This window comes from Azohydromonas lata, assembly GCF_034427735.1.
Lineage (GTDB): Bacteria > Pseudomonadota > Gammaproteobacteria > Burkholderiales > Burkholderiaceae_C > Azohydromonas > Azohydromonas lata.
Genome location: NZ_JAXOJX010000029.1, coordinates 24,598 through 47,820, shown reverse-complemented (window position 1 = coordinate 47,820; position 23,223 = coordinate 24,598). Strand labels below are relative to the sequence as shown.

17 protein-coding genes are annotated in these 23,223 nt (G+C 69.5%); 11 read left to right on the top strand and 6 right to left on the bottom strand.

What is annotated here, in order from left to right; genetic code table 11:
- Positions 1-14 precede the first annotated feature (14 nt).
- Together SM757_RS17635 and SM757_RS17630 are read left to right on the top strand one after the other, a co-directional pair.
- Positions 15-1,193: an efflux RND transporter periplasmic adaptor subunit gene (locus tag SM757_RS17635; RefSeq protein WP_322466485.1), complete on the top strand. Its 1,179-nt coding sequence runs from the start codon at positions 15-17 to the stop codon at positions 1,191-1,193.
- Positions 1,193-4,354 carry an efflux RND transporter permease subunit gene (locus SM757_RS17630; RefSeq protein WP_322466484.1) on the top strand — a complete coding sequence of 1,054 codons (3,162 nt, stop codon included), beginning with the start codon at positions 1,193-1,195 and terminating at the stop codon, positions 4,352-4,354. Before SM757_RS17635 ends, SM757_RS17630 begins: the two co-directional genes overlap by 1 nt.
- A gap of 22 nt (positions 4,355-4,376) precedes the next feature.
- On the opposite strand, the gene SM757_RS17625 is transcribed toward SM757_RS17630, so the two are convergent.
- Positions 4,377-5,342 carry a LysR substrate-binding domain-containing protein gene (locus SM757_RS17625; protein ID WP_322466483.1) on the bottom strand — a complete coding sequence of 322 codons (966 nt, stop codon included), beginning with the start codon at positions 5,340-5,342 and terminating at the stop codon, positions 4,377-4,379.
- Between the two features lie 114 nt (positions 5,343-5,456).
- Here SM757_RS17625 and SM757_RS17620 point away from each other — a divergent pair, with 114 nt between their 5' ends.
- The 3 genes from SM757_RS17620 to SM757_RS17610 all read left to right on the top strand — a co-directional run bounded on the left by SM757_RS17620 (position 5,457) and on the right by SM757_RS17610 (position 8,464).
- A complete protein-coding gene (locus SM757_RS17620; RefSeq protein WP_322466482.1) occupies positions 5,457-6,983 on the top strand; it encodes an acetyl-CoA hydrolase/transferase family protein in 1,527 nt (508 codons plus the stop codon).
- A 132-nt stretch (positions 6,984-7,115) separates the two neighbouring features.
- A complete protein-coding gene (locus tag SM757_RS17615) occupies positions 7,116-8,090 on the top strand; it encodes a bestrophin family protein (protein WP_322466481.1) in 975 nt (324 codons plus the stop codon).
- Positions 8,091-8,179: 89 nt separating this feature from the next.
- A complete protein-coding gene (locus SM757_RS17610) occupies positions 8,180-8,464 on the top strand; it encodes a hypothetical protein (protein WP_322466480.1) in 285 nt (94 codons plus the stop codon).
- A gap of 812 nt (positions 8,465-9,276) precedes the next feature.
- Here SM757_RS17610 and SM757_RS17605 read toward each other — a convergent pair.
- The 3 genes from SM757_RS17605 to SM757_RS17595 form a co-directional block, all read right to left on the bottom strand.
- Positions 9,277-9,966 carry a response regulator transcription factor gene (locus tag SM757_RS17605; RefSeq protein ID WP_322466479.1) on the bottom strand — a complete coding sequence of 230 codons (690 nt, stop codon included), beginning with the start codon at positions 9,964-9,966 and terminating at the stop codon, positions 9,277-9,279.
- A 1-nt stretch (position 9,967) separates the two neighbouring features.
- The gene (locus tag SM757_RS17600; protein WP_322466478.1) at positions 9,968-11,251 is read right to left on the bottom strand and encodes a PAS domain-containing sensor histidine kinase; all 1,284 of its coding nucleotides are present in this window, start codon (positions 11,249-11,251) and stop codon (positions 9,968-9,970) included.
- A gap of 182 nt (positions 11,252-11,433) precedes the next feature.
- Entirely contained in the window at positions 11,434-11,703 is a 270-nt protein-coding gene (locus tag SM757_RS17595) for a response regulator (RefSeq protein WP_322466477.1), read from the bottom strand.
- Positions 11,704-11,813: 110 nt separating this feature from the next.
- Between SM757_RS17595 and SM757_RS17590 the strand changes: the two genes are divergently transcribed.
- The 6 genes from SM757_RS17590 (at position 11,814) to SM757_RS17565 (ending at position 19,655) form a co-directional block, all read left to right on the top strand.
- Positions 11,814-12,230 (top strand): hypothetical protein, encoded by a 417-nt coding sequence (locus SM757_RS17590; protein ID WP_322466476.1) that lies wholly within the window; start codon positions 11,814-11,816, stop codon positions 12,228-12,230.
- Positions 12,231-12,342: 112 nt separating this feature from the next.
- Complete coding sequence (locus SM757_RS17585; RefSeq protein WP_322466475.1) at positions 12,343-12,849, top strand: hemerythrin domain-containing protein; 507 nt, start codon at positions 12,343-12,345, stop codon at positions 12,847-12,849.
- A 137-nt stretch (positions 12,850-12,986) separates the two neighbouring features.
- Positions 12,987-14,681 carry a CHASE2 domain-containing protein gene (locus SM757_RS17580; RefSeq protein WP_322466474.1) on the top strand — a complete coding sequence of 565 codons (1,695 nt, stop codon included), beginning with the start codon at positions 12,987-12,989 and terminating at the stop codon, positions 14,679-14,681.
- Positions 14,682-14,685: 4 nt separating this feature from the next.
- On the top strand, positions 14,686-15,540 hold the full coding sequence (locus tag SM757_RS17575) for a FecR domain-containing protein (protein ID WP_322466473.1): 855 nt from the start codon (positions 14,686-14,688) through the stop codon (positions 15,538-15,540).
- 366 nt (positions 15,541-15,906) lie between these two features.
- Positions 15,907-16,962, top strand: coding sequence for an acyltransferase family protein (locus tag SM757_RS17570; RefSeq protein ID WP_322466472.1), 1,056 nt, complete (start codon positions 15,907-15,909; stop codon positions 16,960-16,962).
- A 140-nt stretch (positions 16,963-17,102) separates the two neighbouring features.
- On the top strand, positions 17,103-19,655 hold the full coding sequence (locus SM757_RS17565) for a catalase (protein WP_322466471.1): 2,553 nt from the start codon (positions 17,103-17,105) through the stop codon (positions 19,653-19,655).
- A gap of 61 nt (positions 19,656-19,716) precedes the next feature.
- On the opposite strand, the gene SM757_RS17560 is transcribed toward SM757_RS17565, so the two are convergent.
- Positions 19,717-20,874 carry an HD-GYP domain-containing protein gene (locus tag SM757_RS17560; protein ID WP_238455948.1) on the bottom strand — a complete coding sequence of 386 codons (1,158 nt, stop codon included), beginning with the start codon at positions 20,872-20,874 and terminating at the stop codon, positions 19,717-19,719.
- A 288-nt stretch (positions 20,875-21,162) separates the two neighbouring features.
- Complete coding sequence (nifA, locus tag SM757_RS17555) at positions 21,163-22,950, bottom strand: nif-specific transcriptional activator NifA (protein WP_322466470.1); 1,788 nt, start codon at positions 22,948-22,950, stop codon at positions 21,163-21,165.
- Positions 22,951-23,223: the final 273 nt, after the last annotated feature.

Below are 23,223 nucleotides of genomic sequence, written 5' to 3'. Positions count from 1 at the left end.
TGCGCAATCCATCCATGAACATTTCCGTTTCGACGCGCTGGCGCGCGGTCCCGTTGGCCCTCCTGTGCGCCCTGGGCGCTGCCGGCCTGAGCGCTTGCCTGTCCGAATCGCAGGCCGACACCACCGTGGCTGTCGCCAAGCCTGCCGCGCCGGTGGACCCGCTGGTGGTGCGGCCCAGCGCCGCGCTGGTGCCGCGCATGAAGGAGGCGCAGGTGGCGCTCACGCCCGTGACCGAGCCGCTGCAGGTGGCCGCGCGCATCGACTTCGACGAGCAGACCGTGGCGCGCATAGGCGCCGCCGTCACCGGCCGCATCACGGAGCTGCATGCCCTGCCCGGGCAAAGCGTGCGCGCCGGCCAGGTGCTGGCCCAGTTGCACAGCGCCGAGCTGGCCGCCGCGCAGCTGGCACTGCTCAAGGCCAACGCGCAGCGCGAGATGGCGGCCAAGGCCGTGGAGCGCGCGCGCATGCTGCTGGCGTCCGACGTCATAGGCAGCGCCGAGCTGCAGCGCCGCGAGAACGAGCTGTCCGTGGCCGAGATCGAGCGCCGCGCCGCGGCCGACACGCTGCGCGTCATGGGCGTGCCGCCGCAGGCCAAGGTGGATGGCGTCATCAACTCCAGCTCCTCCATCGTCTCCACCACCAGCGGCGTGCTGGTAGAGCGGCGCGTCAACCGCGGGCAGGTGGTGCAGCCGGCGGACGTGCTGTTCACGGTGGCCGACCTCTCCAACGTGTGGGTGGTGGCGCAGGTGCCCGAGGCCGAAAGCGCGCGCGTGCGCGCCGGCCAGGCGGTGCGGGTGTCCATTCCCTCCAACGGCATGGAGCCCCTGGAGGGGCGCATCGACTGGGTGGGCGACACCGTCAACCCCGAGACCCGCACCGTCACCGTTCGCACCGAGCTGCCCAACCCCAAGCGGCTGCTCAAGCCGGAGATGCTGGCCACCATGGCCATAGAGCCGCTGCCCGTGCCGCGCCTGGTGGTGCCCTCGGCCGCCGTTGTGCGCGAGGACAACGCCGACCACGTCTTCGTCCGCCAGGGCCCCGCCGGCACCTACCGCCTCACGCGCGTGCAGCTGGGCGACGAGGTGGGCGGACTGCGCGTGGTGCAGGGCGGGCTGCAGGGCGGCGAGAGCATCGTCGTCGAAGGCAGTTTCCACCTCAACAATGAGCGCAAGCAGACCGGGGTGGAGGGCTGATGGTCGAATCGCTGATCCGACAGGCGCTCGCGCAGCGCCTGGTCGTCGTCGTCGTGGCGGTGATGCTGCTGGCCTTCGGCCTGGACGCGGCGCGCAAGCTCTCGCTGGACGCCTTCCCCGACGTCACCAACGTGCAGGTGCAGATCGCCACCGAGGCTCCGGGGCGAAGCCCCGAGGAGGTGGAGCGCTTTGCCACCGTGCCCGTGGAGATGGCCATGACCGGCCTGCCGGGGCTGGAGGAAATGCGCTCGCTCAACCGGCCGGGCCTGTCCCTCATCACGCTGGTGTTCACGGACGCCACGGACGTGTACTTCGCGCGCCAGCTGGTGATGGAGCGGCTCATAGAAACCGGCAGCCGGCTGCCGCCGGGCATCGTGCCGGTGCTGGGCCCCGTCTCCAGCGGCCTGGGCGAGATCTACCAGTACACGCTGCAAGGGCCCAACGACGGCCAGCGCGCGCTCACGGCCGAGGAGCTGACCGAGCGCCGCACCGTGCAGGACTGGGTGGTGCGGCCGCTGCTGCGCACCATTCCCGGCATCGCCGAAATCAACTCGCAGGGCGGCTACGAGCGGCAGTACCAGGTGCTGATCTCGCCGGACAAGCTGCGCTACTACGGCCTCACCATCCAGCAGGTGTTCGAGGCGCTGGCGCGCAACAACGCCAACTCCGGCGGCGGGGTGCTGCCGCACCACGCGGAGCAGTACCTCATACGCGGCGTGGGCCTGGCGCAGTCGGTGGACGACTTGGGCCGCATCGTGCTCAAGGAGCACGAGGGCACGCCGGTGATGGTGCATGACGTGGCCGAGGTGCGCATAGGCACGGCCGTGCGCGCCGGCGCCGTCATCAAGGACGGCGTCACCGAGGCCGTGGGCGGCATCGTGATGATGCTGCGCGGGGGCAACGCCAAGCAGGTGGTGGCCGGCGTGAAGCAGCGCGTGGCCGAGATCAACGAGCGCGGCATGCTGCCTGACGGGCTCAAGATCGTTGCCTACTACGACCGCTCGGAGCTGGTGGACTCGGCCGTGGCCACCGTCGTGAAGGTGCTGCTCGAAGGCATTGCCTTCGTGGTGGTGGTGCTGCTGCTGTTCCTGGGCAACCTGCGCGCGGCGGTGGTGGTGATCGCCACGCTGGTGCTCACGCCGCTGCTGACCTTCCTGGCCATGAACCACCTGGGGCTCTCGGCCAACCTCATGTCGCTGGGTGGCCTGGCCATCGCCATAGGCCTGATGGTGGACGGCTCCGTGGTGGTGGTGGAGAACGCGGTGTCGCACCTGTCGCGCCCGCACTCGGCCAACGAGCCGCGCAGCCGCATCGTGCTGCACGCGGTGCAGGAGGTGGCCACGCCGGTGATTTTCGGCGTGGGCGTGATCATCGTGGTGTTCCTGCCGCTGATGACGCTCTCCGGCATGGAGGGCAAGATGTTCGCGCCGCTGGCCTACACCATAGCCATCGCGCTGGGCATCTCTCTCGTGGTGTCGCTCACGCTGTCGCCAGTGCTGTCCTCGCTGCTGCTCAAGGTCAAGCCCACGCCGGCCGGCCAGGCGCATGACGAGGAGGCGCACGACACCTGGCTGATCCGCAAGCTCAAGAAGCCCTACCTCGCGGTGCTGCAGCGTGCCATCGCGCGGCCCAAGGCCACGGCCGCCGGCGCGCTGGGCGTGCTGGTGGCGGCGGGCGCGCTCGTGCCCTTCCTGGGCAGTGCCTTCATACCGGAGATGAAGGAGGGCTCGGTGGTGCCCGGCATCAACCGCGTGCCCAACATCTCGCTGGAGGAGTCCATCGCCATGGAGATGGAGGCCATGCGGCTGACCATGCAGGTGCCGGGCGTGAAGTCGGCCGTCTCCGGCGTGGGCCGCGGCGAGTCGCCGGCAGACCCGCAGGCGCAAAACGAGTCCACGCCCATCGTTTCGCTGCTGCCGCGCCAGCAGTGGCCCGAGGGCTGGACGCAGGACACCATCGCCGACGAGATTCGCAAGAAGCTCGCCGCGCTGCCCGGCGTGCAGGTGGTAATGGCGCAGCCCATCTCCGACCGGGTGGACGAGATGGTCACCGGTGTGCGGGCGGACATCGCGGTCAAGATTTTTGGCGACGACCTGCCCACGCTCAAGCGGCTGGGCGACGACATCGCCAAGGTGGCCGGCGGCATACGCGGCGCGCAGGACCTGCGCGTGGAGCGCATCACGGGGCAGCAGTACCTGCAGATCGAGATAGACCGGCAGGCCATCGCGCGGCACGGCCTGAACGTGTCGGACGTGCACGACGTCATCGAGATCGCCATTGGCGGCAAGTCGGCCACCGACATCTACGAGGGCGAGCGCCGCTTTGCGGCCTTCGTGCGGCTGCCGCAGGACTACCGCGACGACATCGAGGCGATACGCAAGCTGCAGGTCTCCGCGCCCAGCGGCGCGCGGCTGCCGCTGGCCAGCCTGGCGAAGGTGCACCTGGTGGAGGGGCCGGCGCAGATCAGCCGCGAGATGGGCAAGCGCCGCATCGTGGTGGGCATCAACGTGGCCGAACGCGATCTGGGCGGCTTCGTGGCGGAGCTGCAGCAGGCCGTGGCGCAGGACGTGAAGCTGCCCGCGGGCTACCGGCTGGAGTGGGGCGGGCAGTTCCAGAACATGGAGCGCGCGCTGGGGCACCTGTCCGTGATCGTGCCCATCACGGTGGGGGCCATCTTCTTCCTGCTGTTCCTGCTGTTCCGCAGCGTGCGCATGGCCTCGCTCATCATCCTGGTGCTGCCGTTTGCCTCGGTCGGCGGCGTGGTGGGGCTGTTCTTGACGGGCGAGTACCTGTCGGTGCCGGCGTCGGTGGGCTTCATCGCGCTGTGGGGCGTGGCGGTGCTCAACGGCGTGGTGCTCATCAGCTACATCCGCGACCTGCGCAGCCGTGGCCTGTCGGTGGAGCATGCGGTGCTGGAGGGCGCCAAGCTGCGCTTCCGGCCGGTGATGATGACGGCCACCGTGGCCATGCTGGGCCTGATCCCGTTCCTGTTCGCCACCGGGCCGGGTTCGGAGGTTCAGCGCCCGCTGGCCATCGTCGTGATCGGCGGCCTCATCAGCTGCACGCTGCTGACGCTGGTCATGCTGCCGGCGGTGTTCCGCTGGTTCGACACCGAACCGGCCAACGGGCCGCACGTGCCCAGCTTGAGCGAGGCGCGTTGAGGCCTGGCGGGCCGGCCAGCGCTCAAGGCTGCTGGCCGGCCTGCCCCGTCAGCCACTCCCGCAACGCCTTCACGTCCGCCCGCGCCGCGATGGTTTCAGGGGCCACCAGGCAGTAGCAGAAGGGGGCTTCCACGCTGAGCGCGAAAGGCGCCACCAGCGTGCCGGCCGCCAAGTGCGACGCGACCATCTCGCGCGCGGCCAGCGCCACGCCCTGGCCGGCGCGCGCGGCTTCCATGGCGAGCACGCCGTTGGCAAAGCGCCGCGTCTGCCGAGCGGGTGCGGTGCCGCGCACGCCCGCGGCCTGCAGCCACTGCGGCCATCCAAAACCCAGCGTCCCGGCGCCGGCCAGGGTTTCGTCGTGAATGAGCGTGGCCGCCAGCACGTCCGCCGGCTCGCGCAGGCCCTGCGCCAATGCCGGCGCGCAGACCGGCAGGTAGTGCGGGGTGAAAAGGGTATCCACGTGCCAGCCGGGGTGGCTGCCGGTGCCGAACAGGATGGCCACGTGGTTCACCCCGTCGCCGGCCAGCGCGCGCAGCCGCTGCAGCGCCGTCGCCTCGCCGCCGTGCTCCACGGCGTCCAGCCCGCTGGACAGGCGCAGCTCGATGGCGGGGTGGCGGCGGCAGAAGTCGTCCAGCCGCGGCACCAGCCAGTGGCTGGCGAAGGAGGGCGGCGCGGCCAAGTCCAGCGTCGCGGCGGCCGGCGCGCGCACCCGCTCCACCGCGGCGGTGAGGCAGTTGAAAGCCTCCGTCACGCCCGGCAGCAGCGCCGCGCCCGCGTCCGTCAGCCGCAGCGCGCGCGTGAGGCGCTGGAACAGCGCCACGCCCAGCGATTCCTCCAGCGCCTTGATCTGCTGGCTCACCGCCGCGGGCGTGACGTGCAGCTCCTGCGCCGCCTTGGTAAAGCTCAGGTGCCGCGCGGCGGCCTCGAAGGTGCGCAGCAGGGGCAGCGGGGGCAGGCGGGACGAAGAAGGCAAGGAGGAAAAAGCCATGCTTAAGTATGGCTAATTCATAGGCTCACCAAAGCTCGTTTGTCCGCGCTCAAGGTGTTACCTACAGTCACACCGCCTTCGTGCCCAGCGCACTTCCGCTTCCAACGACCCACCATGACCGAACCGAGCCGCGTGCTGAACCCTCTCTTGCGCCAACGCCTGATGTCCGCCGACGCGGCCGCCGCGCTGATACGGCCCGGCGACAACGTGGGCATGAGCGGCTTCACCGGCACGGGCCACCCCAAGGCCGTGCCGGCGGCGCTGGCGCGGCGCATCGCGCAGGCGCACCGCGACGGCGAGCCCTTCAAGGTCGGCGTGTGGACCGGCGCCTCCACCGCGCCGGAGCTGGACGCGGCGCTGGCCCAGGTGGACGGCATCGAGCTGCGCCTGCCTTATCAATCCGACCCCGTGTGCCGCGAGCGCATCAACGCCGGCCGCATGGAGTACCTGGACATCCACCTCTCGCACGTGGCGCAGTTCGTGTGGTCCGGCTTCATCGGCCACCTGGACGTGGCCGTGGTGGAGGTGGCCGGCATCCTGGAGGACGGCCGCCTCGTCCCCGCCGCCTCCATCGGCAACAACAAGACCTGGCTGGACCAGGCCGACCGCGTGATCCTGGAGGTCAACGCCGCGTCGCCGGACCTCGAAGGCATGCACGACATCTACTACGGCACCCACTTGCCGCCGCAGCGCATGCCCATCCCGCTGGTGCGTCCGGACGACCGCATCGGCGAGGCCTACTACCGCTGCGACCCGGCCAAGGTCGTGGCCGTGGTGCAGACCAACGCCCCCGACCGCGACACCAAGTTCTCCCTGGTGGACGACGCCTCGCGCCGCATTGCCGGCCACATCATCGAATTCTTGCAGCACGAGGTGAAGAAGGGGCGGCTGCCGCGCGAGCTGCTGCCGCTGCAGTCCGGCGTGGGCAACATCGCCAACGCCGTGATGGCCGGGCTGCAGGACGCGCCCTTCGACAATCTGACCGCCTACACCGAGGTGCTGCAGGACGGCATGCTGGCCCTGCTCAAGAGCGGCAAGCTGCGCTCGGCCTCGGCCACCGCGCTGTCGCTGGGCGCCCAAGCGCTGGCCGAGTTCGAGCGCGAGCTGGACTTCTACCGCAGCCGCATCGTCCTGCGCCCGCAGGAGATCTCCAACCACCCGGAGATCGTCCGCCGCCTGGGCGTGATCGCCATGAACGGGATGATCGAGGCCGACATCTACGGCAACGTCAACTCCACCCACGTGCACGGCACGCGCATCATGAACGGCATCGGCGGCTCCGGCGACTTCGCGCGCAACGCCTGGCTGTCCATCTTCATGACGCCCTCCACGGCCAAGAACGGCGCCATCTCCTGCATCGTCCCCATGGCCTCGCACGTGGACCACACCGAGCACGACGTGCAGGTCATCGTCACCGAGCAGGGCCTGGCCGACCTGCGCGGCCTCTCGCCCAAGCAGCGCTCGCAGCTCGTCATCGAAAACTGCGCCCACCCCGACTACAAGCCGCTGCTGCGCGACTACGTGCGCCGCGCGCTGGAAAGCGGCAGCGGCCGCCACACGCCCCACCTGCTGCAGGAAGCGTTCAACTGGCACCTGCAGGCCCAGGCCGGCGAGCGCATGGGCGGCCTGCCCAAGGCTTGAGCCCCGGCACAGCCGCTGCTCGTCGATGCCTCCAGCCCGCGGCAGCGTGCCGCGGGTTCAGACCCGACGGCTCCTTTGAGGATGCCGCCGGGCTTTTTCGTTTGACGTTCCCGGTCAAGGACTGGACCCCGCATGATCGTCCGCCCCCGTCCGAGCTGGTTTGGCCTGCTCTTCGCCCGCCGCGGCTCGCTGATGCCGCGCATCGCCGGCCAACTGCTGTTCGTCTATGCGCTGTCCTTCGCCGTGGTGGCGGCGCACGGCACGCTGTTCCACTGGAAGGTCACGCTCACCGCCGCGCCGTTCTCGCTCATGGGCGTGTCGCTGGCCATCTTCCTGGGCTTTCGCATCAACGCCAGCTACGACCGCTACTGGGAGGCGCGCAAGCTCTGGGGGGGCGTGCTGATCGAGACGCGCAACCTCGCCCGCCAGGCGCTCACCGTCATCGCGCCGGCGGTGCGCGTCGTGCCCGGGCCGGCCGATGCCGAGCCCACGCCCGCGGCGCCCGGCGACGTGGAAGCCGACGTGCGCGCCTTCGTCCTGGGCCTGGCCGGTTTTGCCGTCTCCATGCGCAACCAGTTGCGCGTGATGCCGGCCGACAGCGGCCTGCACGCGCTGCTGCCCGCCGCGCTGGTGGCGCGGCTGCCGGGGTTGCGCCACGCGCCGCAGGGCGTTGGGCTGTGGCTGGGCCGGCAGTTGCAGGACTGGCGCGCGCAGGAGCGGCTGCAGCCGGCGCTGGCCATGGTGATGGAGCAGTCGCTGGACCGGCTCATGGGCCTGTTGGGAGGCTGCGAGCGCATTGCCGGCACGCCGCTGCCCTTCACCTATTCCGTCATCCTGCACCGCAGCGCCTACTGCTACTGCTTCCTGCTGCCCTTCGGCCTGGTCGATTCCATAGGCTGGATGACGCCGCTGGTGGTGGGCTTCGTTTCCTACACGTTCTTCGCGCTGGAGTCGCTGAGCGACGAAATCGAGGAGCCCTTCGGCGTGCAGCCCAACGACCTGGCGCTGGACGCGATGGTGGTGGGCATCGAATCCAACCTGCGCGAGCTGTTGGGCGACCCGCTGCCCGCGCTGCCGCAGCCGGACGAGAACTGCCTGCTGCGCTGAGCGGCTGACCGTGCGAGCGCGAGTGCCCCGCCGCCACGGGCACCGGCCTTGCCGGCTGTTGGCAAACCCATTGATGTGAAAGGACTGCCATGGCCGACCCCCGCAATACCGCCGCCCATGACGACGAGGCCCTCGGCGAGCGCCACCCCGCCGGCCCTGAGGAAGTGGGCCAGCTCAATCCCGTGTCGCCGGACGCGGTGTCGCCTGAAGTGCGCAGCGACGGAGACGGCGCCGTGGTCGGTGGTGGCACGCGCGACACCGGCGCCGGCACCGTGGGCGGGCGCGACGCCAGCGGCCCCGGCGGACGAGAGCCGCTGCGCCGCTCCGGCGAGGACGAAGTGCGCGGCGGTGTCAACGACGCTGCGTCCGGCTGAGCCGGCCCGCGCCCGCATCGCCTCGGCGCGGTGCTGGCGGCAGCACGGTCAGCGAGGACACGCAGGCCATACACGCCTGAGCGCCGGCAGCGCGTAGAGCCGCCCGCTGGTGGCGGCACCCGCCGTGTTGGACGTCGCTGGAACCAAGCGCTCCGAGGCGCAGGCCTTGCTGGTGGACGGCTCCTGCCGGACCTACGAGCGCTGCGGTGCCGGTGGTGGCTCAATAACATTTAAAGGTGGATTCGCAAAAACACAGGCATATGCCTATGCCTCAATATTTTCCGTATTCCGACGCGCGGCGCTTGCTGATTTTCTTTGCTCCGGCGTGGGGCCGCCTGGGTCCTCGCCTGCGCGCTTGGCTGTCCGGGGAAACCGGCCGCCGTTGGCGCCCCGTGAGCCAAGGCACTTCGCGCCCTCATCCGTCATACCCGCGAAAGCGGGTATCCACGCCTGCCGGGGTGCTGGCGCGCTGGCGTTGGCTCTGCGTGACGCCGTTCGAAAGCCCCACCTCGGCGTTCGTGGATGCCCGCTTTCGCGGGCATGGCGGTGAATAGGGAGAGGCGCCTGAGCTGACGGGATGCGGAGTCCTTCTCTGTTTTCCCCGGACAGCAGTGCGCAGAGATCGCGGCTTAACGGCTTAGGCTGGCGTCAAAAATAGAGTGTCTTTTGAAATAGTGCTTTGGATATAGGCAGCGAAATTGCCAATTACCAATTGCCGATGGGTTATTTTTATTTCTTTGTCATATATCTGTGGACATAAAATAAAAGGGGCCGCCATCGACCCCTTTATGTTGACTGTTCGCTTTGCCAGCTTATTCCGGATCGTCCTCCTCGCTCAACCATTTCTCCGCCAGCGCATGCCGCAATATGTCGGTGCGCGTGCGCAATTGCAGTTTCTCCAGCGCCCCGGCCTTGTAAAACTCCACCGTCTTGACGCTGATGCCCAATTGCGTGGCGACTTCCTTGTTGCTCTTGCCCCAGGCGATCAGCCGCAGCACCTGTTCCTCGCGCTCGCTCAGCGCCGGGCGCTTGCGGCCGCCGGTGTCCTGGCCGGGGCTGCGGATCATGCGGGCCACCAGGGCGCCGGCCATGCTCGGGTCCACGTAGGTGCCGCCGCCGGCCACCGTGCGGATGGCGCCAATGAGCGCTTCGCCCGCGGCGCGCTTGACCACGTAGCCGGCCGCGCCCGCGCGCAGCATGCGGCGCAGGTAGCCCTGGTCGGCGTGGCGCGTGAGCGCCAGCACGTGCACCTCGGGACAGCTCTCGTGGATCTGCTCCGCGGCTTCCGCCCCGCCCACGTCCGGCATGGACACGTCCAGCACCGCCACGTCGGGCTTGAGCTTTTGCGCCATCTGCACCGCCTCGCGGCCGCTGCGCGCCTGCGCCACCACCTCCATGTCCGGCTGCGTGGACACCAGCATCGCCAGCCCCTCGCGCAGCACCGCATGGTCGTCCGCCAGCAGCACGCGCCAGCGGTGACTTGTCCCTTCCACCAGATGCATTTCAACTTCCTTCAGGTTGCAGCGGGATGCTCAGGTACACCGTGGTGCCCTGGCCCGCCTCGGTTTCCAAGTCCAGCCGCCCGCCGGCCTGGCGGGCGCGCTCGGCCATGCCGCGCATGCCCAGGCGGCGCCCCGGGCCGGCGCGGGGCCGGAGCTCCTCTTCGACGGCCATGCCTCGGCCGTCGTCCTCGACGATGGCGCGCAGCTCGCCGTCCTGCAGCTCCACGATCAGGCCGACCCGCGACGCCTGCGCGTGCTTGCGCACGTTGGTCAGCGCCTCCTGCACCACGCGGTACACGGTGGTCTCCAGCGCGGCGTCAAAGCGCCGCCCGCGCAGGCCGCGGGTGTGGAGGTCCACGGCAATGCCGCTGTCCTCGGCCCAACTGCTGGCCAGCTCGCGCAGCGCGTCGTTGAGGCCCAAGTCGTCCAGCAGCGCGGGGCGAAGCTGGTAGGAGAGGCGGTCCACGTCGTCGTCCAGCCGCCGCGTGACCTCGCGCAGTTGCGCCAGGCGCTCGCGCAGGGCGCGGGGCAGGGCGGGGTCTTCCAGCACGGCGCGCAGGCCCAGGGTGAGCGCGGTCAGGTGCTGGCCCAGCGAGTCGTGCAGCTCGCGCGCCAGGCGGCGGCGCTCATCCTCCTCGGCATTGACGAGCTGGTCGAGCAGCTCGCGGATCTGCGCATCCGTGGCGCCGCGCTCCGCCACCTCGTTGGCCAGTTGCGTGTTGGCCAGCTCCAGCGCGGCGGTGCGCTCCTGCACCCGCTGCTCCAGCTCGTCGTGCGCCAGGCGCAAAGCCTCTTCAACCTGCTTGCGCGCGGTGACGTCGGCCAGCGTGCCCACCATGCGCTGGGGCTTGCCGGCGGCGTCGCACACGCAGCGCGCGTCGTTGGCCACCCAACGCAGGCCGCCATCCGGGCGCAGCAGCCGGTATTCGGCATGAAAGCCCCGGCCCTCGCGCGCGGCTTCGTCCATGGCCCAGATCGCCTCCAAGTCCTGCGGGTCCACCAGGTGGCGCCAGCAGTCGTGGTCCGCTTCCAGCGCCTCGCGCGTGAGGCCGGTGATGCGCAGCACCGCCTCCGAGAACCAGAGCCGCCCGCTGCGCAAGCTCCACTCCCAAAGCCCAAGTTGGGCCGCGTCCAGCGCCAGCTCCAGCCGCTCCTTGTCTTGCGCGAGCATCTGCTCGGCGCGGCTGCGCTGGCCCAGGGCCGGCACCTCGAAATGCCCGTGCCGCGCGGCGCGCTCGTCCGCGGCGGCGCAGGGCGGGCCGGGTGTCAGGGCATTGCGGTTCATGGCCCGGACCTCACGCCGCCAGGGCGGGTGCCCAGGCCGCGCCGTTGAAGGGCGTGCCTGTGCGGCTGGGTTCCATAAGGCCCAGGACTTGCACCGGAGGTGCCGGGGGACAGGTGGCATGTTGCATGCAGCGGGGTCCTGCTTCGCCGGGTTGCGGGCATCCCTTGTGCCCGCGCAGCCGTTCATTCGCGCTGGGGCGCCAGCTCGCGCAGGGTGGGCAGCAGCTTGTCCAGCATCACGGGCTTGCGCAGGTGTGCGGCAAAGCTTGCCGCGATGGCGCGCCGGGCGTTGCCCGGGCGGCCCACGCCGGTGAGCGCAATCACGGGCAGCGCGCGCAGCCCCTCGCGTTCGCGCAAGGCGTGCAGCAATTGCTGGCCGTCCATGCCGGGCAGGGCGATGTCGGTGATGACGAAGTCCGGCTGCAGAGTGATCGGGGACGGAGGTAGGAGCATGGGTGGGTCACGCGTTGAGCCCGTGATTTTCCTCGTGCATGGCGTGGTTGAGGAACCTGTGGCGGGCACACGAATTGGCCGACTGCGCCATCTTGACAAAGGACGCTTCCATGCCCCGACGCGACCTCGTGGTGGTGGGTGCCCGCGCCGGCGGCGTGCGGGCACTGCGCGCGCTCACCGCCGCGCTACTGGCGGATTTCGACGCCGCCATGTGCGTGGTGCTGCACGTGGGCGCGTTCAAAAGCGCGCTGCCGGCGGTGCACGCGGCCACGGGCGATGCGTTGCGCTACCGCTGCCACACCGGGCACGCCTTCTCGCTGCGCACGCTGGCCGCCGTGCAGCAGGAAGCCACGGAGACCGCCCTGTGGTCGGTCGTGCGCTCGCTGCAGGAAAAGGAGCTGCTGCGCAAGATCGCCGAGCTCGACCGCAGTGCGGGCGACGAAGCACACGCGCGGCAGTCCGAAACCGAGGCCGACGATTCGCGCAAGCAGGCCGACACCCTGCGCTGGCTCGTGGAAAAGGGCTGAGGCGTTGGGGCCGGCGGCCCCTGAGGTTGCGCGCACAGGCATTGATGCGCGACAAACTGCCGGCGCATGCCTTGTCAACAATGGTTTTCAACCGTCAGACAAGGAGATGCGCATGGAAGCCCCGGTCAACCGACAGCGGCCCGCACGGCCCGCGGTACCGCTGATCGACCCGATGGACGCGCTGGACCAGACGCACCGCGAGGTGTTGCGCCAGTTGGGTGGCCTGCGCGAGTTGCTGGACCGCATCGAGGCGCAGGGCGCCGATGCCCGCACGCGGGCGCAGGCTGACGAGATCTGCGGCTTCTTCGGCTTCACCGCGCGCCGCCACCACGAGGACGAGGAGGAGCAGGTCTTCCCCATGCTGCTGGCCCACGGCGACGCCGAGCTGGTGGAGCAGGTCAAGCGCCTGCAGCAGGATCACGGCTGGCTGGAGGAGGACTGGCTGGAGATCGGCCCGCAGCTCGTGGGCCTGGCCGGCGGCTACAGCGGCTACGAAGTGGACGTGCTGCGTCAGGGCGTGGCGGTGTTCGCCGAGCTGTACCTGGAGCACGTGTCGTTGGAGGAGGGGGCGGTGTTCCCCGCGGCACGCAAGCTGCTGGCCGCGCGCGCGGCGGTCTGAGTGGCCGCCGCCGCTGAGGGCCGCCCGCGGCGGCGGCCCGCGAGCATCACTTTGGTCATGTCGGCCAAGGTGGCGGCACGCCGGCGCAAGCCTATGCTCCTTGCCGCGCCCGGCCCGACTGCCGCGGCGCGGCGCGGATGCAAAACGTCTTCATCAGCTATCGCCGCGATGACAGCGCCGCGCATGCGCGGCTGATCAACAACGAGCTGTCGCAACATTTCGACGTCTTCATGGACGTCGACGACATCGGCTGGGGCGACGACTTCGCCCAAGTCATCGACGAGCACATCGCCCGCGCCGACGTGGTGGTGGTCGTCATCGGCCCCCACTGGACCCGTCTGATCGAGGAACGCGCCCGCGGCGACGACTGGGTGCGCCACGAGGTGAAGGCTGCGCTGGCGCGCCGTGCGCGTGACGGCATACGGGTGCTGCCCGTGCTGGTGGGGGGCGCCGGGCTGCCCAACCAGCCGCTGCCGGCCGACATCGACGCGCTGCGCCGGCTGGACGCGCGCGAGCTGCGCGACCGCGCGCTGCGCGACGACATGGCGCGGCTGGTGGAGGCGGTGCAGGGCGAGCGCTTCGACGACCGGGAGCGGCGTGGACAGCGTGAGCGGCGTGCGCGCCGTTGGGCGGCGCTGCTGAGCCCGCTGCTGTTCCTGGCCGCCTGGCTGGCGCTGTTCGAGCTGCTTGGGCTGGACACGCGCATGCAGGCGCTGACGCTGCGCGCTGCCCACGCGCTGCCGGGCGACGCGCCGCCGGCGTGGAGCGGCGGCGTCGTGCTGCTGGCGCTGGACAACGAGGCGCGCGCCGCCGTCGGCTTGCCGCTGGGGGCCCAGTGGCGCGACCGGATTGCGCTCGTGGTCGGCCGCGTGGCCGGGGCCGGCGCCCGCACGCTGGCGCTGGACCTGACCTTCGAGGAGCCGGGCGACCCCGCCAAGGACGCGGCGCTGGAGCGCGCCCTGGCCGCCGCCAAGGCGCGCATGCCCGTGGTGGTGGCCGTGCAGCGGCTGGACGTGTACGGCGAGCCAGCGCTGCTGGCGCGGCTGCGTCCCCACGCGGCTTGGGGCGTGGCCTGCCTGGGGCAGCGGCAGGACATGGCCTATCTGATGCCGCTGCTGCTGCGGCGGGGCGAGGGCACTGCGGCGGCGCTGTGGCCGTCGTTCAGTCTGGCGGCGTTCACGGGCGGCGTGCCGCTGCGCTCGGCGGCGGCGCTGGACGCGCTGGGGCTGTCGCTGCCCGTGGCGCGTGCGGGCGACGACGGCACGGCGCTGCTGCAGGGCTTCAGCGCCGAGACGCTCGCGGCCCAGCCGCCGGGCTGCGGCGCGATGCGGGCGGGGGACTTCGTGGTCAGCCAGTTGCTGGACGGCTACGCGGTGCCGGCCTGGGCCGCGGCGCCGGCACGCGTGTCCCTGGCCGGCGTGCTGCGCGGCGACGCGTCGGCGCTGCAGGCGCTGCGCGGGCGCATCGTGCTGTTGGGCGTGATGAGCGGCGATGAGGATTTGCACCGCACCCCGGCCGGCACCCGCTATGGCGTGGAGCTGCTGGCGGCGCAGGTGGAGGGCCTGCTGCGCGGCGCGGCCGTGCGCCCGTTGCGGCCCCTGCCGCTGTGGCTCATGCTTTTGGCGCTGGCCGTGGCCGGTGCCGGCGTGGCCACGCTGCTGCGCGGCACGCGGCGGCGCTGGGCCTGGCCCGCGGTGGCGGCGCTTGGGCTGGTGTTCGGCCTAGGCTGCGTGCTGTGGTTTCGCAGCGAGCAGCAACTGGTGCCGCCGCATTACGGCTGGCTGGCGCTGGCCTTGGGCGCGGGCTTGGCCCGGCGCATGACGCGGGAGTAGTGCGATGCGCATGTCGGGTTGGCGACGGTGGCTGCTGTGGTGGCTGAGCCTGTCCCTGGCGCTCTTGCCGCTGGCGGGCTGCGAGACCTTGGGCGGTGGACCCGGCACGGTGGTGCTGGCGGGCGTCGTGATCGACGGCGAACGCTTGGCCAGCGCGCAGGAGGCCGGCGCCGTGCTGCGGGTGTGGCGCGGCGGCGCGGCGCTGCCGGTGCAGGCCGGCATGGCGCTCATGCCGGGCGACCGGGTGGAAACCGGCCCGCGCGCCTACGCTGTGGTGCGCTGGCCGTCCGGCAGCGAGGTCTACATGCGGCCCGGCAGCGCGGCGGACATCGGCTCGCTGCGGCGGGCAATCGGCGAGTTTTTCGTGAAGGTGCGCGGGCTGTTCGCGGTGGAGACCGACTTCGTGCGCGCCGGCGCCAAGGGCACGGCCTACCTGGTGCGCACGGGCCCCGGCGGCTCGGTGCTGGTGACGGTGTTCGACGGGCGTGTGCAGGTGGATTCGCTGCAAGGCCGCTGGCTGCCGGTGACCATGGAGCGCGGCAGCACGGCTGTGGCGCATCCGCAGGCGCCGCAACCCGTGGCGGCCGCGCCGGCAGAGTTGCAGCAGACGCAGGCGTGGGTGGAGCGCATCGAAAAGCTCGTCCCGGTGCGCTCCTACAGCGGGCTGGGCGTGGCCATCACGGCCGTGACCATTGGGGCGCTCATCGCGGCCATCCTCGGCGGCAAGAGCGGTGGCGACCGGGGCAGCACGCCGGCCACACCGGCAGGCCGCGGTGCAACGCCCGCAGGCACGCCGGCCCCCGCCCCCGCGGGCACGCCGGACAGTCAGCCCACGCCAGCGCCGATACGGCTGCGCTGACATGACGCATGCCGCCAGGCGGCGTGAGCGTGTCAGCTCACCCGCCTGCGCGCGGGCACGGTGCCTGGGCGGGGTCGGCTCTGAAGCGGAATATTGTCTGAGGCGACAGGATCCGAAGTTTTAGTCATTTTTCACTTTGCTCTGCGCAGATATATGGATGGGGTTGATACCCAGTCCCGGTGGGGAGGCTTCCTCCCTGGCTCAAAGGGTAATTTTCTTGCAATGCCGCGAGCATGAGGCAATCATAATTTGTTTGTGCCGGCTCGCGATTTGATCGAGCCTGGCAAAAACGGTTTATAAAATCAAGACGATAGGGGGGAGTTGATGGGTCACAATGAATCCAGGGGTGATTCTTCCTTGGAGTATATGCCTAGGCTCGATGGCTTGCGGGCCATTGCGGTGATGGCGGTACTCGTAGAGCATTTTATTCCATTCGGCGCCATTCGAAATCTCAGTCCCGGCGGCGCGGGCGTTACCTTGTTTTTCGTGTTGAGCGGTTATTTGATTACCAGAATACTCATCAAGTATGCGGAGAGCCGGTCTTCGCTGATGGAATCTGCAGTCCAGTTTTATTGGCGGCGCTTCTTGCGGTTGACCCCGCCATTTTTTGTTGCCATAGGCCTTGCGGCACTCCTGGGCTTGCCCGGCATGAGGGAAAATTGGCTGGTCCATGGCTTGTACCTGACCAATCTGAAAATTGGCCTGAGTGGCCATTGGGGCACAGGGGCCGACCATTTCTGGAGTCTGTGTACCGAAGAGCAGTTTTATCTGCTGTGGTTTTTCGTGGCCGTGGCCTTGCCCCGCCACCGCCTTGTACCCGTCATACTGCTGTGCTTCGTGATCACGCTGATTTACAGGTTGGCGGTTTTCTCGATGGGGTGGAGCCCTTTGTCAACCGTGCTCCTGCCGGGCAACCTGGTCAGCCTGACGATGGGCGCCTTGCTCGCGCAGGCTGAAAATGACAGCCGCCTGGCGTTCATCACCCGGACCGCTTGCAACCGAAAATTTCTTCTGGCGTCCGGCCTCGTATTTCTCGCGGTTTCAGTGTCGCTGCCATGGGCAGTCATTTCCCGTGTGGTTTTTTATCCGTTCGCGGGTGCGTTGTTTTTCGGAGCTTTGGTTTTTGCGGCGGCACAGCCGGGTACCAACAGGGTGCTGGATTGGCTTTGCAATGCCAAGTTGAGGCAGATTGGAAAAATCAGCTACGGCATATTCGTGTACCACATGTTCCTGCCGGAAATTCTGCGCAAGCTGCCCATGGCGGGCGGTGTTTTTGAAGGCACGAGCTGGGTGGGTTTCGTGCTGCTGTGCCTGGTATCCGTCCTCGTCGCCTGGGTGTCCTGGGTGTTCATGGAAGAGCCCATCCTGCGCTTCAAGAACCGCCTCAAGTGGCGGGCTTCAAGCCGCCCCAGAGAGGTTTGAAGCGCGAATCGGCCTGGTGTGGGTGAAGTGTGTGCAATACAGCTTATGTAAAGTGACGCTGGGGCTTCAACCTCGGGCTGGAAGCTGAGGAATATCGATTGCCATGGGGCTTCGCACGCAACCAATGCAGGAACCTCCCCATGGCCACCAAGAAAACGCCGGCTGCCAAGTCGCCCTCCGAGCCTGACAAGTCCAGCGGCGCCGCCAGAAAGACGACCACCGCCAGCGGCAAGCAGTCCATGGCGGGACCGGCGGCCGAATCCAAGCCGGCCGCGCGCACGCGGCGCAGCCTGCTGGAGCGCGCCGCCACCGCGCTGGGCAGCGGCACCAGCAGCGACAACGACGCCGTGCGCAACCTCGCCGTCGCCGACCGGCTCGAAGCCAAGTACGACGCCACGCAGGCGCTCTCGGCCGCGCTGCCGCACAACGCCAACAAGCCGGCCGAGTACGTCCAGGGCGGCCAAGCCATGCCGGCGCCTGCGGGCGTGCATGCCGCGCCGGACAACCTCGACGCCACGGGCAGCACCATCACCGAGGACAACACTTCGCCCAAGAACGGCTCCAAGGCCGAGCCGGGCAACAACCTCAACATCGTCCCGCTGCAGAAGCACCGGATCGATTCCGGCGGCCGCCACATCACCACCAACCAGGGCGTGCCCGTGGCCGACAACCAGCATTCGCTGCGCTTGGGCGAGCGCGGGCCGACGCTGCTGGAAGACTTCATCCTGCGCGAGAAGATCACGCACTTCGACCACGAGCGCATTCCGGAGCGCGTGGTCCACGCCCGCGGCTCCGCCGCGCACGGCTACTTCGAGTGCACCGAGGACATCACCGACCTCACCCGTGCCGCGCCCTTCGCGGCCGTGGGCAAGAAGACGCCGGTGTTCGTGCGCTTTTCCACCGTGGCCGGCGAGCGCGGCAGTGCCGACGCGGTGCGCGACGTGCGCGGCTTCGCGGTGAAGTTCTATACCGACGAGGGCAACTGGGATCTGGTGGGCAACAACATCCCGGTGTTCTTCATCCAGGACGCGATGAAGTTCCCGGACCTGGTGCACGCCGTGAAGCCCGAGCCCCACCACGCCATGCCGCAGGCTTCCAGCGCGCATGACACGTTCTGGGATTTCATCGGCCTCACGCCGGAGTCGGCCCACATGGTGATGTGGCAAATGAGCGACCGCGCCATCCCGCGCAGCTACCGCACCATGCAGGGCTTTGGCGTGCACACCTTCCGCTTCGTCAATGCCCAGGGCCAGGCCACGCTGGTGAAGTTCCACTGGTCGCCGGTGCCGGGTACGCACTCGCTGGACTGGGACGAGGCCGTGAAGATCAACGGCGCGGACCCCGACTTCCACCGCCGCGACCTGTGGGAAGCGATCGAAGGCGGCGCCTTCCCCGAATACCTGCTGCAGATTCAGACCTTCACCGAGGAGCAGGCTGCGGGCTGGAGCTTCGACGTGCTGGACGCCACCAAGATCGTGCCGGAGGAGCTGGTGCCGCTGCGCACCGTGGGCCGCATGGTGCTGGACCGCAACCCCGACTATTTCTTCGGCGAGACGGAGCAGGTGGCCTTCTGCACGCAGCATGTGGTGCCGGGCATCGACTTCACCAACGACCCGCTGCTGCAGGGGCGCAACTTCTCCTACCTGGACACGCAGCTCTCGCGGCTGGGCGGGCCCAACTTCCACCTCATCCCCATCAACGCGCCGGTGGCGCAGGTGCACAACAACCAGCGCGACGGCTTCCACCAGCACGGCATCTTCCGCGGCCGCGTGGCCTACGACCCGAACTCGCTGGCCGGCGGCTGCCCGCACCAGGCGGGCGCGGCGCAGGGCTTCACGTCTTTCGCCGAGAAGTTGCTGGAGCAACAGGCCACGGCCGAACCCACGAAGCTGCGCGCCAAGCCGGAGAAATTTGCCGACCACTACACGCAGGCGCAGTTGTTCTACGCGAGCCAAAGCCCGGTGGAGCGCTACCACATCGCGCGGGCGCTGCGCTTCGAGCTCACGCGGGTGCAGACGCCGGCCATACGCGAGCGCATTGTGGCCATGCTGCGCAACATCGACGAGAACCTGGCCACCGTGGTGGCGCAGGACCTGGGCATGACCAGCCTGCCCGAGCCGCTGCCCGCGGCGCGGCCGCCGGTGGCGTCGCCGGAGGTGAGCATCTCCCCTGCCCTGTCGCTGCTGGCGCGGCCGGGCGACGGGCGCATCCTGGCGCGTCGCGTGGCGCTGCTGGTGGGCGACGGCGTGGATGGCGCCGCGCTGGAGGCGGTGTACCAGGCGCTGGTGCAGGCCGGCGCCGTGCCGCGCTACGTGGGCGCCAAGCTGGGCTCGGTGCAAAGCAGCAGCGGCGACGCACTGCCGGTGGAGGTGACCATGGAAGCCGCGCCCAGCGTGCTGTTCGACGCGGTGATGCTGCCCGCGGGCGCCGGCGCCGCGGCCACCATGGCCGCCGACGGGTTGGCGGTGGAGTTCGTGCAGCAGCAGTACCGGCACTGCAAGCCCCTGCTGGTGCCCACAGGGGCGGCAACGCTGCTGCAGGCCGCCGGCGTGACGACGTTGCCGGAGGACGAGGGCGACCCGGGCTTGCTGTTTGTGCCGGACGATCAGGTGGCCCAGGCGGGCGAGGAGTTCATCCGCCGCATTGCGCTGCACCGGGCGTGGCAGCGGCAGACGGAGCCGCCGATGGTGTGAGGCTGTGGCGGCAGCCGGCCAGCCCGCAGCGGCGGGCCGCGCGGCTGCCGGCTCAGCCGGCTCAAATGGCCAGGTGGTCCGGGCGCGCGCCGCCGAAGCGCTCGGTGCTGGGGAAACCCAGCCGCAGGGCGTGCTCGGCCTCGTCCTGGTAGCGCTCGGCGATCGTGACCATGCGGTCGAAGCAGCTGTCGAACGCGTCGGCCACGTCGGGGTCGAAATGCCGGCCCCGGCGCGCGGCGATGACGCCGCGGGCCTTTTCGTAAGCCATGGCCGGCTTGTAGGCGCGGTTGGAGATCATGGCGTCGAACACGTCGGAAATGGCCATGAGCCGTGCCGGCAGCGGGATGGCGTCGCCCACCAGGCCGTCGGGGTAGCCCGACCCGTCCCATTTCTCGTGGTGCCAGCGGGCGATTTCCTTGGCCAGAACGAGGAAGTCGGCCGGGCAATGGGCATCGCGCTCGGCGCGCTCGATGGCCTTGGCGCCCAGCGTGGCGTGGGTCTTGATGATTTCCCACTCCTCGGGCGTGAGGCGTCCGGGCTTTTGCAGGATGGCGTCCGGGATGCTGACCTTGCCGATGTCGTACAGCGGGGAGCTGCGCACCATCATCTCGATGTAGCGCCGGCTCAGCAGGTCGCGGAACTTGGGTCGGTGCGCCAGGCAATGGGCCAGCTCGCCGATGTAGCCCTGGATGCGCAGCAGGTGGTTGCCCGTCTTGGCGTCGCGGTTCTCGGCAACGTAGGCCAGCGCCCGGATGCTGGCAGCCTGTATGGCCTCGTCCTCGGCAAGGCGGCGGGCCACCTGCGCTTCCAGCCAGGCATCGTGCTGGTGCAGCACCTGGCGCGCCTGGTGCAGCGTGGCCTGGGCACGCAGGCGCGCCTGCACCACGGGTGCGGCCAGCGGCTTGAGCAGGCAGTCGGCCGCGCCGGCTTCGAAGGCCTGCAGCTCCTCTTCGGCACTGTCGGCGATGTAGACGATGGGGATGGTCGCCGTGGCCGGGTCCACGCGCAGCCGGGCGAGCAACTCGTGCGCCTGCCCGTGCGGCAAAGCGCCGTCGATGAGCAGCAACTGCGGACGGGGCTCCAGGGCCGCGATGCGCAAGGCCGCGGCGGCGGAGTCGGCAGCCACCACTTGGTAATGCGGCATCAACAGGTCGCTCAAGCGGGCCAGGCTGTCCGGCCGGCCGTCGACGATGAGGATGGTGAAAGAACTGCCAGACAAAAAACTGCTTCCCATGATCGGCACCGGACGCCGGATCCTTCGCATGCCACGGCAAAAGGCATGTTCGTCCTGGCGTCGGATGAGTGTAGAGCGTTGCGGGCTCGGGACGTCGCCAAGACGAGGCCCTGCCTGTGGCGATAGGCCTCAAGCGCAACCGCTCAGGGTAGCAGCGGTGGAAAGCAGGGTGTGATGGGATCGTGACATTGCCGCGGCAGCCTTCTGGGTCGGCGGACGGCAGTGAAATCTTCACGGCCGGCGCGGCGGCGCTGCCGCCGCGCCGCGGCACGATCAGAACTTGCGCACTTCGATGCGGTGCTTGAGCAGCGCGTAGCCGAGTTGGCGGGGCGTCACGCGCAGCAGCCTTGCCGCCTTGGCCTGTACCCAGCCGCACTGCTCCATGGCCCAGATCAGCCGCTCGCGCTCGCCCTGCGGCGCGGCGCCGCCGCCGCTGGCGCCGCTGGCCCCGTTGCGCTCGCTGGGCGCGCGCACGTGCACGGTGGGGCCTATGGTGGTGACGCCATCGGAGCGTTCGCCCACGGCGACATGGACGTCGCTTTCCTGGGGCGCTTCCGACCAGCTATTGGAGGCGGGCGATGGCGGGACGATGGGGCTGTGGGGCTGCTGTGGCGGTGGCGCCGGGTTCAGGCGCGGGATGACCGGTGACACGGCGTCGGCCTTCTCGACGAAGTGCAGCGTTTGCGTCAAGCAGCGGTTCTGGCGGCAGGGGAAGGCCAGGTCGCGTATCACGTCGCCCTGCACCATGGTGGCGGTGCGTTCCACGCAGTTTTCCAGCTCGCGCACGTTGCCGGGCCAGTAGCAGCTGGCCAGTACTTCCATGGCCTCCTGCGTCATGCGCAGCTTGCGCCGGTTCTCCTTGTTGAAGCGCTCCAGGAAGTGGGTCACCAGGGCGGGAATGTCGGCGCGGCGCTCGCGCAGCGGGGGCAGGAAGATGGAGACGACGTTGATGCGGTAGTAGAGGTCGGCCCGATACTCGCCGCGCTGCACCATTTTTTCGAGGTCGCGGTTGGTGGCGCAGATGAGGCGCACGTCCACCTTGACGGCACGGCTGCCGCCCACGCGCTCGAACTCGCGCTCCTGCAACACGCGCAGCAGTTTGGCCTGGAAGGCCGGTGAGATGTCACCTATCTCGTCCAGGAACAGCGTGCCGCCGTGGGCCAGCTCGAAGCGGCCCTTGCGTTCGCCCGCGGCGCCGGTGAAGGCGCCCTTCTCGTGGCCGAAGAGCTCGCTTTCCAGCAGCGATTCGGTGAGCGCCGCGCAGTTGACCTTGATGAAGGGGGCGTCCTTGCGCGGCGACAGGAAGTGGATGGCGCGCGCAATGGCCTCCTTGCCCGTGCCGCTTTCGCCGCGCAGCAGCACCGTGGCGCGCGAGGGCGCGGCCTGCTGCACCTCAAGAAACACCTGCTGCATGGGGACGGAATCGCCCACCACGTTGTCCAGCGCGAAGCGCGTGCGCTGCTGCGGGCGCTGCAGCGCCTTTTGCAGCCGCATGGATTCCTGCTGCAGCCGCCGGTGCTCCTCGCGCACCGTCTCGTGCAGCATCATGGCCTGCGACAGCAGCGTGGCCACCATGGTCAGCAGGCGCTGGTCTTCGGTGAGGCGCGCGCCGCCCTGCACTTCGCGCTGTGCGGCCAGCACGCCGGTGACGGCGCCGTCGTTCTTCAGCGGAACGACGATGAAGGCCAGCATGCGCCCGTCACCGGGCGCACTGAAGGCTCCCGTGCGGTCCACGAACTCCTCGACGTTTGCGATATCGGGCACCACCACGGGCATGCCGGTGGCGTAGACGCGCCCGACCACGCCCTCGCCCACGGCCCAGCGTCCGCGCTGGGCCTGCTCGCGGGTCAGGCCCACGCTGCTGTGAACCTGCAGCGCGGTGCCGTCCTCGGCGGCGGTGACGATCATGGCCTTGGGCAGATCGAGGTGGGCCGTCAACACGTTGAGCGCTGCACGGAACGTGCGGCTGATGTCCAGCGAGGCCCCCAGCAGGCGGCATATCTCGTAAATGGTCACCAGCTCCAAATGGGTGCGCTGTTCACCGGGTGAACGACTGGACATGGCTGACCTCCTTGCGTGGGTTCGGAGCGTTTGCGGTGCCTGCTGCAACGCTCCGGTGCACGGCTGCTTCAGCATCGAGCATGGGTATGGCGACGGCGGGCATGACCCATGTCAACGCGCAAAAAACACGCCACTGGGGCGTGTACGCTCGTGACGTATTACGCGGCTTTTGATGCAACGCAAATGAGGTCCGAACGGACCTTCAAAATGTGTGTTCCGGGAACAAAAGTGCCGCCGGCTGCGTTAAGTGCAGCCGGCGGCATGGGATTGGCC